Source organism: Pseudooceanicola nanhaiensis (assembly GCF_020171315.1).
GTDB classification, from domain to species: Bacteria; Pseudomonadota; Alphaproteobacteria; order Rhodobacterales; family Rhodobacteraceae; genus Pseudooceanicola; species Pseudooceanicola nanhaiensis_A.
The window spans coordinates 1-15,663 of the sequence record NZ_JAIUZP010000017.1 but is presented as its reverse complement, the minus strand read 5'-3'; the positions used below and the strand labels follow the sequence as shown (position 1 = coordinate 15,663).

Below are 15,663 nucleotides of genomic sequence, written 5' to 3'. Positions count from 1 at the left end.
ATTGATCCGCTTTTTCGCCTCATAAATCAAGTTTTTTTGATGCGAATAGGATGGTTCAATCGCCTCATTGCGCCTCGGGCTTCTCCTGCCTCATCGGCCGGTACCTGTTCCGTGACATATGAGGGGCCCCGGGCCAGCGGCATGGCTCCGCCGCAGGAGAGCATCGGTGGTTGCCCGATGCGCCGGGACACCGCAAGCTGATGTCAGAACGCAGAGGCGAGGAGGGCGGTATGACGACACGGTTTATGGCACTGGTGATTGCGGGACTGTTGGCCGCGCCGGCACTCGCCCAGCAATCCGCCGACGCGGTGGCGCCCGAGGCGGCCACCGAGGAGACCGCCTTCGTCAGGCTCAGCCCCGCCGCGCAGGAGGCCTTGGACCTCAAGGGGCAGGGGCTGCCGGTCACCGCAGACGATTGGATGGTCGCTGCCGCGCATCCGTTGGCCGTGGAAGCGGGCGCAGATGTGCTGCGCCGGGGGGGCAGTGCGGCAGATGCGATGATCGCGGTGCAGGCGGTCCTCGGGCTGGTGGAGCCGCAATCCTCGGGCCTCGGCGGCGGGGCTTTCCTCGTCTGGTACGATGCCGCATCCGGCGCGTTGACCACGCTCGACGGGCGCGAGACGGCACCGCTGGCGGCACGGCCCACGCATTTCCTCGATGACACCGGCGCGCCGCTCGGCTTCTACGACGCGGTCGTGGGGGGGCGCTCCGTCGGCACGCCCGGCACTCCCGCGCTGTTGCAGGCGGCACATGATCGCTGGGGCACGCAGGACTGGGCCGGGCTCTTCGATCCCGCGATCCGGCTCGCGGAGGAGGGGTTCACCGTCACGCCGCGGCTGGCCTCCCTCGTCGCGGAGGAGCCGGAGGACAGGCTGCGCCGCTTCCCGGAGACGGCGGAGTACTTCTACCCTGGCGGCACGGCGATTGCGGCGGGCGATGTGCTGCGAAATCCCGACTACGCGCAGGTGCTGCGTGCCCTTGCGCAGCGCGGCAGTGCGGCCTTCTACGACGGCCCCATCGCGCAGGCGATCGTGGAACGGGTGCAGGCGGAGGGCGGCCTGCTCTCGGCTCAGGATTTCGATACCTACCGGGTGATCGAACGACCGCCGGTCTGCGTGCCCTATCGCGCGGCGGAGGTCTGCGGCATGGGGCCGCCCTCCTCGGGCGCGCTGACCGTGGGGCAGATCCTCGGTATGCTGGAGGGCACGGACCTTGCGGCACTGGGGCCCGAAAGCCCGGCCGCGTGGACGCTGATCGGGGATGCCTCGCGCCTCGCCTTCGCGGATCGCGGCCGCTACATCGCCGACAGCGATTTCGTGCCCCTGCCGCTGAAAGGGTTGGTCGCGGCGCCCTACCTTGCGGAGCGGGCAGGGCAGCTTTCGCCCGACCGGGCGCTGGAGGAGGCCCTGCCCGGCGAACCGGGATGGGATCACGCCATGCTCTGGGGCGATGACGCGGCGCTGGAGCTGCCCTCGACCTCGCATATCTCCATCGTGGACAGCGCGGGCAATGCGCTCTCCATGACCACGACGATCGAGAATGCCTTCGGTTCGCGGCTCTTCGTGCGGGGCTTCCTGCTGAACAACGAGCTGACGGATTTCTCCTTCCGCACCCATGACGCGGGCCGCCCCATCGCCAACCGGCTGGAGCCGGGCAAGCGCCCGCGGTCCTCCATGGCGCCGACCATCGTGATGCAGGACGGCGCGCCGCGCCTCGTGGTGGGCTCGCCCGGGGGCAGCCAGATCATCGGCTATGTCGCGCAGGCGATCATCAACACGCTCGATTTCGGCATGGACCCGCAGCAGGCGGTGGCCGCGCCGCACCTGCTGAACCGCTTCGGAACCTTCGAGCTGGAGGAGGGGACCGCCGCTGCCGCGCTGGAGGCACCCCTGCAGGCGGCTGGCTACAAGACCTCGGTCCGGGCGCTGACCAGTGGGCTGCACCTGATCGCGATAGGGCAGGGGGGGCTGACCGGCGGGGCCGATCCCCGGCGCGAGGGGATCGCGCTTGGGGAGTAGGGGGGCTGTTGCGCCACGCCCCGGTTCGGAATTCACCATCGCGTCTGGTTGTCGGGGCCCGGACCGCCTATATCGCCCCGGAGGACCGGGGAGCCACCAATGCAAAAGATCATCCTGCCCGAACGACCCCACTGGCGGGACCACGCCCGGGAGGTCGGGTTCACCTTTGCCGATATGCATGGGGAACCCTATTGGGACGAGACATCCGCCTATGAATTCTCGCTCGACCAGATCGAGCAGGATCTGGAGGACCCGGCCACCGAACTGCACGGCCTGTGCCGCGAGGCCGTGGCCGAGATCGTCGCCAGCGAAGAGCTGATGGACCGACTGGCCATTCCCGAGGCGCACCGCGACCTGATCGCGGCCAGCTGGCGCGACGGCGATCCCGAGATCTATGGCCGTTTCGACTTCGCCTATGACGGGCAGTCCCCGGCCAAGCTGCTGGAGTACAACGCCGACACGCCCACCTCGCTCTATGAGAGCGCGGCGTTTCAGTGGCAGTGGCTGGAGGATCAGCTGGCTGCCGGTGTCCTGCCCGAGGGGACGGACCAGTTCAACGGCCTCCACGAGGCGCTTGTGGCCCGTTTCGGCGAGGTCTTCGCGCCCGGCAGCGACCTGCATTTCACCGCCGCCGCGGGCAATCCCGAGGACTACGGCACGGTCGAGGCCATGGGCTGGGCCGCGCGCGAGGCCGGTCTGGGGGCGCATTACTGCGACCTCGACAAGATCGGGATCAGCGCCGAGGGGCATTTCGTCGATGACGAGGATCGACGGATCGGGGTGCTCTTCAAGCTCTACCCGTGGGAAGACCTGCTGCGCGACGACTATGCCGCGGATATCATGGGCTCCGGCTGCCTGTTCCTCGAACCCGCATGGAAGGCGCTGCTGTCGAACAAGGGGCTCCTGCCGGTGCTCTGGCAGATGTTCGAGGGCCATCCCAACCTGCTGCCCGCCTTCTTCGAGGCCGATGTCGCCGAGGCAGAGGCCGGTCGCGGCCCGCAGGCCGAGGCCTTTGCCCGGGCAGCAGCCCAGCTGGAGGCCGGGCATGTCCTGAAACCGATCCTGTCGCGCGAAGGCGCCTCTGTCTCGATCCACCGGGGCGGCGAGGTGATCGAGGCCTCCCAGAACACCGATTACGCGGAGCAGCCCCGCGTGCTGCAGGCCTATGCCCCGCTGCCTGAATTCGACGGCTTCCGCCCCGTGGTGGGCGCCTGGATCGTCGGGCAGAGCTGTGCGGGCATCGGCCTCCGCGAGGACCGGTCGCGGATCACGCAGGACCTGTCGCGCTTCAAACCCCATTTCATCACCGCCTGATCCGCGCCCCCGCCGATCTGTCGGCAGAAGGAGGAGTAAAATGACCAAACGCTCGAAACACGTGGCCATCGCGATCGTCGGCGCCGCTGCCTTCACCCTCGCGGGCTGCCGCGAGGAGCAGGTGGATGCCTCGGCCTTCCCCGACCTGCAAAGCTGCGTGGACCAGTCGCGGTCCGGCGGCATGTTCTCGCAGCAGGATTGCGAGACCGCCTTCAGCGAGGCGGAGGCCCTGCATGTCGAGGCCGCACCGCGCTATGACAGCCTCGCCGTCTGCGAGGAACAGCATGGCCAGGGCGCCTGCGGCAGCGAGGCGCAAGCCACCTCCGGCGGGTCGGGCAGCATCTTCATGCCGCTGCTCGCGGGCTACCTGATGGGCAACATGCTGGGGGGCCGTTCGGGCATGGCGGCGGCACAGCCGCTCTACAAAACGCCGGACGGGCGTTTCACCAATGCGTCGCGCTCGACCACCTTCTCGACCAACTCCGGTTCGGCGAAGCTGAACACCTCGCAATTCGTCCGGCCGACGTCGACGGTGGGCAAGGCCCCGATGTCGCGCGCCACCGCCTCGTCGCGCGGCGGCTTCGGATCGTCCGGGAGCGGGCGCAGCAGCTTCGGCGGCTGAGCCTGGTGCAAAGCGGGGCTTGGGCTGGCCTGATACCGGCCACGGCAGTGCTGATCATCCGTCTTTCTCGATAGAGACCCAATCGCCAGCTGTCGGCCCGTCAGGATGCAGTGAAAGAGGCCCATCCCCGGACACGTCGCGGCAGCCCCCTCAGGCGCTCAGCCAGTCCTCAAGCTTCGCGGCATCCGGCACCCCTCCGGCATGGACCAGCTTGCCGTCGACGCTCAGGCCGGGCGTGGACATGACGCCTGCCATGGCGATGGACTTCGCGTCTGTCACTTTCTCCACGTCGACCTCGATTCCGAGCTTCAATGCGGTGTCTCGCACCAGCGTTTCGGTGGCTTCGCAGCGCTTGCAGCCGGGGCCGTAGACCTTGACGGTTTTCATGGCTTTTGCCTTTCAGAGGATAAGGTTGAACAGGTAGCCCGTGGCAAGGATCCCGGCCGCGACCACGGCGAGAAAGATCCCGATCAGGCGAAAGGTCAGCACCTGCTTGAGGATGATCATCTCGGGCAGGGACAGGGCGATCACCGACATCATGAAGGCAAGCGTCGTGCCCAGGGCGGCCCCCTTGCCCAACAGCGCCTCGACGATGGGGATGACACCTGCCGCGTTGGTGTACATCGGCACCCCCACGATCACGGCGGCCGGCACGGACCACCACGCTTCGCCGCCCATGACCCTCAGCATCATCTCCTCGGGAACGTAGCCGTGGATCGCCGCGCCGATGCCGATGCCGGCCAGCACCCAGAACCAGACCTTTCCGACGATCTCGCGCACCTGTTCCAGCCCGATCTTCAACCGGTCGACCAGTGTCAGTCGTTCGTCCGGCAGGTCGGCAGGCGGGCCCGCGTTCAGCTCGCGCACCCAGTCCTGCAAGTAGCGTTCCAGCCCCATCCGACCAAGGACGAAGCCTGCGACCGTGGCGATGCTGAAGCCGAACACCAGGTAGATGGTGGCGATCTTCCAGCCAACGAGCGCATAGAGCAGGCCCAGCCCTACGGGACCCACCATCGGCCCCGCGATCAGAAAGGAGAAGGTGACGCCAAGCGGGATCCCGGCAGAGACGAAGCCGATGAAGAGAGGCACCGAAGAGCACGAGCAAAACGGTGTAAAGACACCCAGCAGCGCGGCGAGCGGATAGCCCGCGAACTCCCGTTTCCCGGCGAGGATAGCGCGGGTCTTTTCCGGGCTGAACCAGCTGCGCAGGACACCCGTGACAAAGACGATGCCGGTGAGCAGCAGCAGGACCTTGGGCACATCGTAGACGAAAAAGGCGATGGCCTCGCCGGTGTGACTGTCCGGAGCGACCGGGAAGAGCGACGTTACCCATTCGGAGAACGGGATCAGCTGGTTGTAGAGCAGCCACCATACGCCTGCGGCCACCGGTAGGCCAACATACCAGACCCACTCGGGAACGCCGTGCCGGGCAATGCTGCCATGTGTTTCAGCACTCATGCCATGTCCTCCTCAAGGGGTCTTTCGGCGGCCAATACCGCGTCGATGACGGCTGCAAATTCCGGCGCCAGATCCCGGTTCCTGCGATAGCGAACCCATTTCGCATCTCTCCGGCCGATGACGAGCCCGGCGTCCTGAAGCATTTTCATGTGGCGGGACATCCGGCTTTGGCTCGCGTTCAACCGTGTCATGAGTTCGCAAACGCAGCACTCTTCACCGCCCTGCAACAGGGCCAGTGCGGCACGGCGCGTCGGATCAGAGATGGCGTTCAGAACAGCTTGCATGAAAACATCATATGCGCGATCGCGCATATATTCCTTGACCCATGTCAAGGAGCGGGGACCCGCGAAGCACGTGTCATCGCGACACGCCGGTCATGGCGGGTGACGCCAGCGTGTCTTCTCGCAGGGTGGCGCTGTGACCTCAGGACGCCTCTGTCGCGTTGATCAGTCGGCTCTCCTGTCAGGAGGAGAGAAGTCTCGCATGCGGGCCACAACGAACAGGTTCCAGTGCCCGCTGGTCCCTAGATGGAAATCCGCAGTCGTGGGCCCACCTCCTCGAAGCCATTGGCGAGGTAGAATGCGAGGGACCTGCTCCATTTCGGCTGAGAGGGGGCCCCAACCTCGAGACGCGTCCATTCGCGGGTCCGCCCCTCATCCTTGGCGGCGCGCAGGAGTTGTGGCGCGACACCTTGGGATCTCTTGTCGGGAGCGACGTAAAATTCGGAAATCTGGCCGAACGGGCCACCCGCATAGATCGCCATGCAGTCATTCAGAGTGATCACCCCGATCGGAACATCCTCCTCAATGGCCAGAAGCGCAGTCACTCGATCAGAGTCGAGAACAATGCGCGTTCGCCGCAGCACTTCGTCCTTTTCGGGAGCCTTCCCACCGGACAACTCATCGAGCAGCGAGAAAACGAGTTCAGCAACGACATCGGCGTCTGCCGGCGTTGCGCGTCGAATGGCGAGGCGCGGCATTCCTGGTATCCATTGAGAGTTAAATTTCCTCTTCAGCTTCAACCACGTGGCAGCCATGTGCAAGCGCTTAAAGGGCGGCGCATCTTCGCCGAGGTCTCTGGTCGAGGCATGACGATACGATGCCTACTGGTGGAGACGATTGGAATAGCAACGACCTTCGACATGCCGAACGTGCGGCGAGCCTCTCTCAGCTTGGAACGCCATCCAGCATGCGCCTGATTGCGGCCGCTGCGCTGGGATTTTGATCCTGCGCCCATATCAAGGTGACGTCGAGATCGTAGGTCCTGTCCCTGAGCGTTCGAAAGACCGCGCCGGCTTCCGAACGCGCCATGACCTCAGGAATGATGGCAACCCCAAGCCCCGCAGCAACAAGGCCCACGGTCATCGAGGGGTTGCTGACGGTCCGGTAGGATGCCGGCCAATACCCCAAGACGCCCGCTGTCAGTGAGAGGCCGGACATATCATCCGGTCCGGCAAACCCAATGAAGGTTTCGCCCCGCAAGTCATCGGGCGAGATGTCCTCTCCCGCAGCGAGGGGGTGATTGTCGGGCAGAACCACGACCGCTGACTGTGCGATCATCTCCTGCATCGACAGTCCGTCAGGTACGGTCAGTGAGGCGACCGTGGCCAGGGCCGCGTCGAGATCACCCCCCAGCACTGCGGCAGGGGCTTGTGCCGGATGGATCTCGACCGGTTCAACCAAGAGCTTTGGACTGGTCGCGCGAAACGACTGCATCACCGTTCTGAGGACACCGGAGTCAACCGCGCCCGACGATATGCCAAGCCGAAGCGTGCCGACCATCCCCTGATGTGCCGCACGGGCAATGGATTGGGCCTGCTCGGCGTGGTGCAGACAGCGGCGGGCCTCCTGTCGAAACAGGTCGCCGGCGTGGGTGAGCGCGACCTTGCGCTTTGATCTGGCAAACAGCGCCACCCCCAGTTCCTCTTCGAGCTTCTTGATCTGCATCGACAGGGCCGGCTGAACGATGTTCAGCCGTTCGGCTGCCAGCCCGAAATGCAGGGTTTCAGCGAGAACCGTGAAATAGCGTAGCTGGCGAAGCTCCATAAATCAGTATCCGTGATCATTGGGTCAGAAATACCTATTATACCTTATTTGTCTTGCGCGATACCCACGGCTCGAAACGATCAAATGCTTAGGACACGGCATGAAACTGACACGCAGGACCTTCTTTCGAAACGCAGCGATCGGCGGGGCTGCCGCCGCGATCACGGGCGACGTCGCCCTTGCGGATGCACCGCTGGGGCAGATCCCCTTTGCGCAGGCCAATGGTCAACTGCCTGGCAGGCCTGAACTTTACGCGCTCCGTGACGGAGAGGGCGAGCACCACCTGATCGGCGGTCATGTCGCGACGCTGATCGCGCGGCCCCAGGACACCGGTGGCGATTGCCAGGCCGCAGTTCTGACGGGATCCATGGAGGCGGGCCTGCCGCTGCATCGCCATGACGAAACGGAGGAAGCGCTCTATGTCATGGCCGGTCGGCTGGAACTCCATCTCGATGGCAAGGTCCACCTGTTGACGGCCGGGGACTACGCCTATGTCCCTGCCGGGACCGTCCACGGCTATCGCATGAAGAGTTGGCGCACGCGCGTCCTCACCTGGTCCATCGGGTCAGGTCTCGCTGGGTTCTACGAGGCGCTCGGTGCGCCGTTTTCCCGTCCGGTCCAGCCTGACGCGCCTGACCTGACGATCGGACAGGACCGCCTGGACGCGGCCGCGCAGGTCGCAGATGTGACTTGGGCGGGAGACCTGCCTGCGGCCGAGCCCGTCCTGGTGACCGAGCGTGGCGTACCGGGAGAGCGCCGCCCCTACGTGCTCATGGAAGGCGAAGGGGAACGTCTGGTGGCGGCCGATCAGCTCTTCTCTTTCCTGCAGACATCCGCCTCGACGGACGGTTCATTCTTCTCGGTGATGACCGAAGGCCCCGCCGGACACCCGATCCCGTGGCACTACCACAAGCACCATACCGAGAACTTCTTCTGTCTCGAAGGCCGGATGACGCTATGGGTCAACGGTCAGGAGCTGACCCTGCACCCCGGTGACTTTTGCCAGGTGACGGCGGGCACGGTTCACAGCTACCGCCTGGACACCCCCTACACCAAGTTCTTCGGCTGGCTTGTCCCTGCGGTCTTCGAGCCATTTTTCCGCTACATCGGGGACCCGACGGATATCCACGTCTTCCCGGTAGAGCCGCCTGCGTTCCGGTTCGATCGGGTCATGGCGCATATGGACGAACTGGATCTGAATGTTCTGGTGGTTCACGACTGACCGCAAGTGCGGCGGAGGAAGTGCCCGCCTATGAGGCGAGCCCTTCCTCCGCCGGGGCCGATCGCAGTTTGCGTGATGATCATCCCTAACGTACGCGCCAACAGGTTCGCTTCGCGCGGTGCATCGGCTTCGGCAATCATTGGCTATAGCGGGCTCTAAGAAATCATGAGGCTCTGGGGCAGGTCGCCTGACCAGTCAGGAAGCACGTCACGACGCTCCTGGCCCAGAGCCGACCTTCGCGCCTGATGCGGCGGATGAAGGGGCCAACCCATCGCTGCCACTCGAGCGAGGCGCAGCGTGGCGATCCAGGCAGCCCGAACGACCGCAGGAGTGCGGTCTGGTTACTGCCCGATGATGTCGGACTTCAGCGTGAAGCTGATCATCAGGACATCCTTGCAGGTCTGGTCATCAATCTCATGATTGGCCAGGGTGGCCATGATATCGTCCAAGGCCGCCATGTATTCGGCCGCACTGATGTTCATGCCACGATGCGCCGCCACCATGTCCAGCCCGGTGTAGGCCTCCGGCCCCCCGGACCCCGCCCCCAGAAATTCGCAAAGATGCGCCTTGGCTGCGTCCAGATCGCCGGGTCTTTCCCGATAGGGCAGGAAGCGCGGACCAAGCGTGGGGTTGGTCATGTGGGCCTCGATGATGTCGTCGACCAGGGCTTTGATGCCCGGCTGACCACCGAGACGGGTGTAGAGTGTCTGTTCCATCTGTCTTGCCTCCTGGCTGAGGATCGTCGCTTGGGGAGGAGACGCAGGCCTGACAGCAGGCCCGCGCCGGGATCACACTGGGATCACGCCGCGATCACTGGGCCGCCTGTTGCGCGAGCATGGGCCGGATGTTGTGGTTGACCCGGAGCAGGTTGCCCGGGTCGTACCGCGCCTTGATCTCCTGCAGGCGCTGCATGTTGCCGCCATAGGCCTCGCCGAGACGGTCGGGTTCATCCTCGGGCATGAAGTTCACATAGACGCTGGGGGCCGCATCGGCGGCGGTGTCACGGAACAGCTGCCGCGCCCAGTCGATGCAGGCGGTGTCCTTCACAGGGTCGTCCCAGCGGGTGTGGACATTCATGACGAAGTGCCCCGCCCGTTGCGGGTAGGCCGTCGCATCCGCCGCCACGCGGGCCATGGCGCCGCCGACATGCGCGATGAACACCTCGCTCTGTGGATCCGGCAGATCGCCGACCGCGTCGAGGATGGCCCCGATCGTCCCGGCGCCGAGGCGCAGGAAGTCGCGGCTTTTCCAGTAGTTGCGCGCCCCGGGCGCCAGCAGCGGATCGAAGGCGGCTTGCCAGCCGGTGAACGGATGCGGGCCGATGACGTCCACGATCGGCGTGCCGAGGGCCCGCAGCTCACGCATGGCGGCCTCGCCCTCCGCCATGTCGCCCGCATAGCAGGCGGCAAAGATCAGGACCTCGCGCCCATGCCAGTCCTCCGGAAGGAACGGCAGCGGGGGCGCCTTGCGCAGCACCGACCAGATCGTCAGGTCATCCGGGGCCCGGTCGCACAGCTCCTGGAACTTCGGCAGCAGGTCTGCCGCCGCCTCGAACGGGTGGATGACAAGGCCGGACAGGACCTCTGGCCCGACAGGATGGGCACGGAACTCGAACGAGCTGACGACACCGAAGTTGCCGCCACCGCCGCGCAGGGCCCAGAACAGATCGGGGTTCTCCTGCGCGGAGGCCCGGACACATTCCCCGTTGGCCAGGACCACATCGGCGGAGATCAGGTTGTCGATCGTCATGCCGTACTTGCGCGTGATCCAGCCGAAGCCGCCGCCAAGGGTCAGCCCGGCGATGCCGGTCGTCGAATTCACCCCGACCGGTACGGCCAGACCGAAGGCCTGCGTCTCGTGATCGAGATCGCCAAGGGTCGCGCCCGGCTCCACCCTCACGGTGCCGGCCTTGGCGTCCACCCGGACCGACCGCATGGCGGACAGATCCAGCATCATGGAGCCTTCTTCGACGGCAAGCCCCGCGATCTGGTGCCCGCCGGCGCGGATGGCCATGCGCAACCCGTTGGTCCGCGCGAAATCCACCGCGGCACGGATGTCGGCAGGTCCGGCGGCCTGCACGATCAGGGACGGCTTCCGGTCGATCATCCCGTTCCAGATGGCGCGTGCAGGATCGAACCCCGGATCACCCTCTTGCAGGAGGGTACCGCGCAATGCGGCCGCCAGCGGCTCCAACGCCTCCGCGCCGATCACCGTCTGTCCCCCGCTCAGGTCGTTCATTTGAATTTGGTCTTTCATCACTACCTCCGACTCTGGTGTTGGAACGGCCCTTTCGGACAGGGCAGACCCTTCGTCGATCAGCCTAGTCCGACCGCTCGGGAAGAGGATGCGGGTGGCTCTCTTTCAGAACCAGTGTCGGGACTGGACCAGCCGGTCCAGAAACTGGACTTGCGACTTTTCAGGGGAAACCTGCTATTCTGAGACAAGCCAGTGAGGAGGTCAGCAATGTCCAACGCCAGCTATTTCCAGTTCTGTCCCGTCGCCATGGCCGCCGAAGTGCTCTGTACGCGATGGACCATGGTCGTCGTCCGGGAACTGGTGGCGGGCTCGACCCGGTTCAACGACATCCGGCGCGGCGTGCCGCGGATGTCGCGGTCCCTTCTGGCACAGCGCCTGCGGGAACTGGAGGCGGCCGGCATCGTCGAGAGGCAGCCGGTGCCGCGGTCCCAAGCGGTCGACTACCTTCTGACACCGGCAGGACGGGACTTGCTGCCGATCGTCGAAGCCTTCGGGATCTGGGGCCAGAAGTGGGTCGAGTCCGAACCCTCCCTTGAACGGCTCGATGTCTCTCTCCTGATGTGGGACATGCGCCGCAATCTCGACCCATCCCCGCTGCCGCCCGGGCGCACCGTGCTGAACTTCCGCTTCCCCGAGCTCTCCGCCGGCAAGAGATCCTGGTGGCTGATCGTCGAGGAAACCGGCGAGGTGGACCTCTGCCTGGCCGATCCGGGGTTCGATGTCGATCTCTACGTGGAAACCGATCTGCGGACCATGACCGCGATCTGGATGGGGCTGACAACGGTCTCTCAGTCTGCCGACAAGCTGGAGCTTACCGGGCCCAAAGCGGTCGCCACCGCCATGCAGAGTTGGCTGGGGCTGAGCCCCTTCGCCAAGGAACGGAAGCTGGCGTCTTAGGCATTGTCGGCACTCCGCCGCTCCGCGCAGGCTGCACCGATGAAGCCCGGGCCGGGGGCCCCGCTGCCTCTTCCGCCTTAGCATCCGTGTCCCTCGCCCACTTGCCCGCGGGGCAACCGGCTGCTTTTCGCGTTCTGCTGACGCAAGCCCAAGGCGCAGCGTAGGGCGCGTTTCGGCCCCCGCCGGACAATTCCCAAGGCATCCACCGCCGCAGCGCGGCTTTCCCGAAACGGACGTTCAAGGCCTGGCGCAGCAAAATCGGGGCCGAATGTGGCTGATGCGGACAATGCAGACATCCTGTGGTATTCGGGAAGGAAGATCGGCCTCGGCGATGCTGAGCTGCCACTTGATCGGGAGGAAGGCGAATGGCGTTTCAATTGGCCGGCTCTGCGCCCGAAATCTATGAAACGGTCATGGTGCCTCTCTGGTTCGGACGCTGGGCCGAAGCCCTGATGGAACTGCTTGCGCTCCGGCCGGGCGAGAACGTGCTTGACGTCGCCTGCGGCACGGGCGTGACGACCAGGATGTCCCGGGACATGGTGGCACCCGGCGGAACCGTCACAGGCCTCGACGTCAACGCCGCCATGATTGCCAAGGCAAAAAGCCTCGCGGTTGGGCAGGATATCGAATGGCTTGAACGGGACGCATCCGACAGCGGTCTGCCAAGCGGGTCGGTTGACGTCGTCATGTCGCAACACGGCTACCACTATTTCCCCGACAAACCTGCTGCTCTAGCCGAATCCCGGCGCGTTTTGGCTCCGGGCGGACGCATGGGCCTCTCTATCTGGGATGGGCACAGCCCCTATACCAGGGCCGTGTGCAAGGCCGTGGAGCGCCATATCTCTCCAGAGATCGCAAGCAAGCAGCGGGCGCAGAGGCAGACCCCTTCCGCGGACGAGCTGTCGGCCCAGCTCGGCGAGGCCGGCTTCTCGGAGGTGCGGATCGTCAGGCAGGAACTTAGCATCGACGTACCTGCGGCGCGCGTGTTCGTTCCACTTCATCTCGGCTCGATGCCAATCGCGGATGCATTCGATGCCCTTCCCGACGACCGGAAAGCTGCCCTGATCGAAGATGTTGAGACCGAGATGGCCCCCTACGAGCGGGGCGACAGGCTGGTCTACCCGGATGCGGTGCATGTCGCGCTCGGACACAGGTAACGTACGCCTCCGGAGCGGCATGCCGTTACCCATGAGTGTCTGGCGACGGTGCTGCGATGCTGGCCCCTTTGAGGAGTGAGGGGTGCTAAGCGGCAGATTTTCGGTCGCCAAGTCAGCGCGAGCAGCTGAATAAATTGACCACCGCGGGAACCCGTGCCACATCGCCCGCTGCGAATTCCTCGAAGGCGTCTCTGACGGCGCCTTCAATGGCATCCTCATCCGCTTTCGTCCCGTCATAGGCTTTCATGATCCGCGCCGCGGGACCGACCTTGCTTGCTGCGCGCGCCGCGCCCGCAACCCCGCCCGGAGGTGTGAGGACAACGTCCACTGGACGTGCTTCGATATTGGAGACGCCTGCACGTACCATCAGCTCGGCGACACGATCACAATCCTGAAAGGCCGTCGGTCCTGGGGCGGTGGGGTCCCCTTTGGGCTGTGGCCCCAGCCTTTCCTCTGCCGCTTGTTTCGGAATCTCAAACCAAGGGTTCATCCCCACCGAAGCCCAGCAAACGAAGATCATTGCCCCGCCATCGCTCAGTGAATTGGATAGATTCTTCAGCGCCGCGACCGTGTCGGAAAAGAAGCTCATGCCCAATCGGGACACGAGAAGATCGAAAGGTTGGGCCGAAAAGTCATGCGTTTGAGCATCGGCCAATAGGAACGACGCATTTTGCATGCCTTCCGCCTTTGCCCTGCGGGCAGCGCGCGCAAGAAGCGGTTCAGAGATATCCACCCCGAGTACCTTGCCGGTTGGAACCCGTCGGGCCGCTTCGAGGGTGCTCGCTCCAGTTCCGCACCCTATGTCGATGATGCGATCCGTTGAGGAAATGTCTGCGGTATCGAGCATCATGCCCAGCATACCGGCCATCGCGGTATCCAGAGCATGTTCATGTTCAATCCACTTGAGGCCGGCGGGTGAGGTCCAGTAGTCAGCCTGTGCCTTGTTAGCTTCCATGACACGCTGTCCCTTTTTTCGGTCAGGATAGCAGGTATTCATGCCAAAAGCAGCATCTCGTAGATGGGGTGCGAACCGGACATGCGGCGCTACGGCTCGGTGCGCACGCGAGCCCCCCAAGATGCGCCGTCGGTCCCGGCGAATTGCGGCCGTTGGACCTATCGCCCTGAAATTCAGCTCTTGGCCCAATGGAGGCTCATCAGTCTCTGGCGATCCTTGGCCCGGGCATGGAAAGATGAAGCGCGCGCAGACTACACCAGGACAGAAAGACAAATGAAACTGAAGAGGCACGCTCCCGGCGCCGCAGCGTGCGCGGCGGGCGAAGAGTGTCGCGCTGGCCGGGTCGCGGGCGTCCGCTCGCATCAAAAGCTGACATTGCACGTAACAGGTCTGTATTCACGGATATCATTTTTGTCCCCTGAAAGTCTAATGTTCAGTGGATATGTCGCATATTGCTTGCGACACTCTGAGTCTGGAATTCTATAATGCTGAAAGCTGAGGTATCAGCATGGTGCTTGACTGGACCAAACTCCCGTCACTGACGGCTCTGAAGGCATTCGAGGCTGTCGCCCAGTCCAAGAGCTTCTCGGAAGCCGCTCGGTCACTGAACGTGACCCATGCCGCTATAGCGCAGCAGGTGCGGGCCCTCGAAGAGCACATTGGTTTGAAGCTCGTGGATCGATCTCCACGTGGCGTGAGCCTGACGCTCGAGGGACACGAACTGGCGCGGGCACTGACTGTCGGCTTCGCGGCAATAGCGGAAGGGGTGGAATTCCTTCAGGAAAAGGGCGCGAACCGACCAGTTCGCGTCACGACTACGGCCCTCTTTGCCGAGGCCGTAATCTTTCCAGAAATCGCTTCGTTCTGGAGCGAGCATCCGCAAATCGAGGTCTCGTTCATGCCGTCAGATGCTGCAGTGGACCTGGTGGCGGAAGGTCTCGATCTGGCAGTCCGAGCGGGGCGTGGAAATTGGCCGGGATTGAGATCACGACTTCTTCTGGACACGGCCATTCGAGCCTATGCGTCGCCTTCCCTCGTTGATGATCCCACAACTGATTGGAACATTGTGCCTTGGTTGTTCCCCGAAGACGCGCTCTGGGAAAGAGCAGTGCTTGAGCACTGCGGCATTGATACCAGTCACATCCGCACGTTGGACTTGGGCAATCCTTCGCTGAAAGTCCGAGCCGGGGAAGAGGGAGTGGGGCTGGTCCTGGAGGCTGAATGCGACGTAAGGGCTCAGGTGCAACGCGGAACGCTCAAGGTTGCGCCAATACCGATCGACTATACCAATCAGTTCTTCATCGTGACACCTCCCTGGAAGCCGCGCCCGGCAACCGCTGCCTTTATCAAGTGGCTTGAGGGTCTGGCGTAGCAACTCGTGGACGAGCGAAACGGTTTCCACAGTTCTTGGGGATTTCGTAGAATGCAGGCTCGTGTGCGGCATTTGGCTCGCTGGGCCCGACAGTGAAAGGCTGCTTCTGCGCATTGCCGACGCTCGTACTTCGCGCAGCGAACTTCCGCTTCCCGCCCTTGCCCTGCGTTCGAGCCGACGTGAACGGCCCAGAGCTGTCCTTCAGTTCCAGTTCACGATGCTGCAGCGCGTGACCTGCTCCCCGTAGTGTCCGCGTTTTTTAGTTCGCTCTGTTCAGGATTTGGTCCTCTATTGACCGTTGGTGATACTCCCACGGGGTAAGCCCGTCGAGGCTCGTGTGGGGGCGG

General features: G+C 64.3%; 15 protein-coding genes. 7 read left to right on the top strand and 8 right to left on the bottom strand.

Annotated features, from left to right (window positions below; translation table 11 throughout):
* Nucleotides 1-230: 230 nt before the first annotated feature.
* The 3 genes from ggt (at nucleotide 231) to LCM32_RS20835 (ending at nucleotide 3,954) form a co-directional block, all read left to right on the top strand.
* Nucleotides 231-2,018, top strand: a complete 1,788-nt coding sequence (ggt, locus tag LCM32_RS20845) for a gamma-glutamyltransferase (protein WP_224823012.1) — start codon at nucleotides 231-233, stop codon at nucleotides 2,016-2,018.
* 99 nt (nucleotides 2,019-2,117) lie between these two features.
* Nucleotides 2,118-3,332: a glutathionylspermidine synthase family protein gene (locus LCM32_RS20840; protein WP_224823011.1), complete on the top strand. Its 1,215-nt coding sequence runs from the start codon at nucleotides 2,118-2,120 to the stop codon at nucleotides 3,330-3,332.
* A gap of 40 nt (nucleotides 3,333-3,372) precedes the next feature.
* Nucleotides 3,373-3,954 (top strand): DUF1190 domain-containing protein, encoded by a 582-nt coding sequence (locus LCM32_RS20835; protein ID WP_224823010.1) that lies wholly within the window; start codon nucleotides 3,373-3,375, stop codon nucleotides 3,952-3,954.
* 150 nt (nucleotides 3,955-4,104) lie between these two features.
* Here the strand turns inward: LCM32_RS20835 and LCM32_RS20830 are convergent, their stop codons facing one another.
* The 5 genes from LCM32_RS20830 to LCM32_RS20810 all read right to left on the bottom strand — a co-directional run bounded on the left by LCM32_RS20830 (nucleotide 4,105) and on the right by LCM32_RS20810 (nucleotide 7,457).
* A complete protein-coding gene (locus tag LCM32_RS20830; RefSeq protein WP_224823009.1) occupies nucleotides 4,105-4,341 on the bottom strand; it encodes a thioredoxin family protein in 237 nt (78 codons plus the stop codon).
* Nucleotides 4,342-4,353: 12 nt separating this feature from the next.
* A complete protein-coding gene (locus LCM32_RS20825) occupies nucleotides 4,354-5,412 on the bottom strand; it encodes a permease (RefSeq protein WP_224823008.1) in 1,059 nt (352 codons plus the stop codon).
* Nucleotides 5,409-5,696 carry an ArsR/SmtB family transcription factor gene (locus LCM32_RS20820; protein ID WP_224823007.1) on the bottom strand — a complete coding sequence of 96 codons (288 nt, stop codon included), beginning with the start codon at nucleotides 5,694-5,696 and terminating at the stop codon, nucleotides 5,409-5,411. Before LCM32_RS20820 ends, LCM32_RS20825 begins: the two co-directional genes overlap by 4 nt.
* Before the next feature lie 239 nt (nucleotides 5,697-5,935).
* Nucleotides 5,936-6,391 (bottom strand): GNAT family N-acetyltransferase, encoded by a 456-nt coding sequence (locus LCM32_RS20815; RefSeq protein WP_224823006.1) that lies wholly within the window; start codon nucleotides 6,389-6,391, stop codon nucleotides 5,936-5,938.
* Nucleotides 6,392-6,578: 187 nt separating this feature from the next.
* Complete coding sequence (locus tag LCM32_RS20810) at nucleotides 6,579-7,457, bottom strand: LysR substrate-binding domain-containing protein (RefSeq protein ID WP_224823005.1); 879 nt, start codon at nucleotides 7,455-7,457, stop codon at nucleotides 6,579-6,581.
* A gap of 100 nt (nucleotides 7,458-7,557) precedes the next feature.
* Here LCM32_RS20810 and LCM32_RS20805 point away from each other — a divergent pair, with 100 nt between their 5' ends.
* On the top strand, nucleotides 7,558-8,679 hold the full coding sequence (locus tag LCM32_RS20805; RefSeq protein WP_224823004.1) for a quercetin 2,3-dioxygenase: 1,122 nt from the start codon (nucleotides 7,558-7,560) through the stop codon (nucleotides 8,677-8,679).
* Nucleotides 8,680-9,020: 341 nt separating this feature from the next.
* Here the strand turns inward: LCM32_RS20805 and LCM32_RS20800 are convergent, their stop codons facing one another.
* Entirely contained in the window at nucleotides 9,021-9,395 is a 375-nt protein-coding gene (locus LCM32_RS20800; protein WP_224823003.1) for a group I truncated hemoglobin, read from the bottom strand.
* 94 nt (nucleotides 9,396-9,489) lie between these two features.
* Nucleotides 9,490-10,935 carry an FAD-binding oxidoreductase gene (locus LCM32_RS20795; protein WP_224823002.1) on the bottom strand — a complete coding sequence of 482 codons (1,446 nt, stop codon included), beginning with the start codon at nucleotides 10,933-10,935 and terminating at the stop codon, nucleotides 9,490-9,492.
* Nucleotides 10,936-11,142: 207 nt separating this feature from the next.
* Here LCM32_RS20795 and LCM32_RS20790 point away from each other — a divergent pair, with 207 nt between their 5' ends.
* Entirely contained in the window at nucleotides 11,143-11,832 is a 690-nt protein-coding gene (locus tag LCM32_RS20790) for a winged helix-turn-helix transcriptional regulator (protein WP_224823001.1), read from the top strand.
* Between the two features lie 365 nt (nucleotides 11,833-12,197).
* A complete protein-coding gene (locus LCM32_RS20785; RefSeq protein ID WP_224823000.1) occupies nucleotides 12,198-12,989 on the top strand; it encodes a class I SAM-dependent methyltransferase in 792 nt (263 codons plus the stop codon).
* Between the two features lie 112 nt (nucleotides 12,990-13,101).
* Here the strand turns inward: LCM32_RS20785 and LCM32_RS20780 are convergent, their stop codons facing one another.
* The gene (locus LCM32_RS20780; RefSeq protein ID WP_224822999.1) at nucleotides 13,102-13,944 is read right to left on the bottom strand and encodes a class I SAM-dependent methyltransferase; all 843 of its coding nucleotides are present in this window, start codon (nucleotides 13,942-13,944) and stop codon (nucleotides 13,102-13,104) included.
* A gap of 508 nt (nucleotides 13,945-14,452) precedes the next feature.
* On the opposite strand from LCM32_RS20780, the gene LCM32_RS20775 reads away from it, so the two are divergent.
* A complete protein-coding gene (locus LCM32_RS20775) occupies nucleotides 14,453-15,316 on the top strand; it encodes a LysR substrate-binding domain-containing protein (RefSeq protein WP_224822998.1) in 864 nt (287 codons plus the stop codon).
* Nucleotides 15,317-15,663: the final 347 nt, after the last annotated feature.

What these genes read in the sequence shown, in the direction of transcription:
- LCM32_RS20775 (WP_224822998.1), top strand. Translation starts at nt 14,453, where the DNA reads ATGGTGCTTGACTGGACCAAACTCCCGTCACTGACGGCTCTGAAGGCA.
- LCM32_RS20805 (WP_224823004.1), top strand. Translation starts at nt 7,558, where the DNA reads ATGAAACTGACACGCAGGACCTTCTTTCGAAACGCAGCGATCGGCGGG.
- ggt (WP_224823012.1), top strand. Translation starts at nt 231, where the DNA reads ATGACGACACGGTTTATGGCACTGGTGATTGCGGGACTGTTGGCCGCG.
- LCM32_RS20795 (WP_224823002.1), bottom strand. Translation starts at nt 10,935, where the DNA reads ATGAAAGACCAAATTCAAATGAACGACCTGAGCGGGGGACAGACGGTG.
- LCM32_RS20810 (WP_224823005.1), bottom strand. Translation starts at nt 7,457, where the DNA reads ATGGAGCTTCGCCAGCTACGCTATTTCACGGTTCTCGCTGAAACCCTG.
- LCM32_RS20835 (WP_224823010.1), top strand. Translation starts at nt 3,373, where the DNA reads ATGACCAAACGCTCGAAACACGTGGCCATCGCGATCGTCGGCGCCGCT.
- LCM32_RS20785 (WP_224823000.1), top strand. Translation starts at nt 12,198, where the DNA reads ATGGCGTTTCAATTGGCCGGCTCTGCGCCCGAAATCTATGAAACGGTC.
- LCM32_RS20825 (WP_224823008.1), bottom strand. Translation starts at nt 5,412, where the DNA reads ATGAGTGCTGAAACACATGGCAGCATTGCCCGGCACGGCGTTCCCGAG.
- LCM32_RS20780 (WP_224822999.1), bottom strand. Translation starts at nt 13,944, where the DNA reads ATGGAAGCTAACAAGGCACAGGCTGACTACTGGACCTCACCCGCCGGC.
- LCM32_RS20800 (WP_224823003.1), bottom strand. Translation starts at nt 9,395, where the DNA reads ATGGAACAGACACTCTACACCCGTCTCGGTGGTCAGCCGGGCATCAAA.
- LCM32_RS20790 (WP_224823001.1), top strand. Translation starts at nt 11,143, where the DNA reads ATGTCCAACGCCAGCTATTTCCAGTTCTGTCCCGTCGCCATGGCCGCC.
- LCM32_RS20830 (WP_224823009.1), bottom strand. Translation starts at nt 4,341, where the DNA reads ATGAAAACCGTCAAGGTCTACGGCCCCGGCTGCAAGCGCTGCGAAGCC.
- LCM32_RS20820 (WP_224823007.1), bottom strand. Translation starts at nt 5,696, where the DNA reads ATGCAAGCTGTTCTGAACGCCATCTCTGATCCGACGCGCCGTGCCGCA.
- LCM32_RS20840 (WP_224823011.1), top strand. Translation starts at nt 2,118, where the DNA reads ATGCAAAAGATCATCCTGCCCGAACGACCCCACTGGCGGGACCACGCC.
- LCM32_RS20815 (WP_224823006.1), bottom strand. Translation starts at nt 6,391, where the DNA reads ATGCCGCGCCTCGCCATTCGACGCGCAACGCCGGCAGACGCCGATGTC.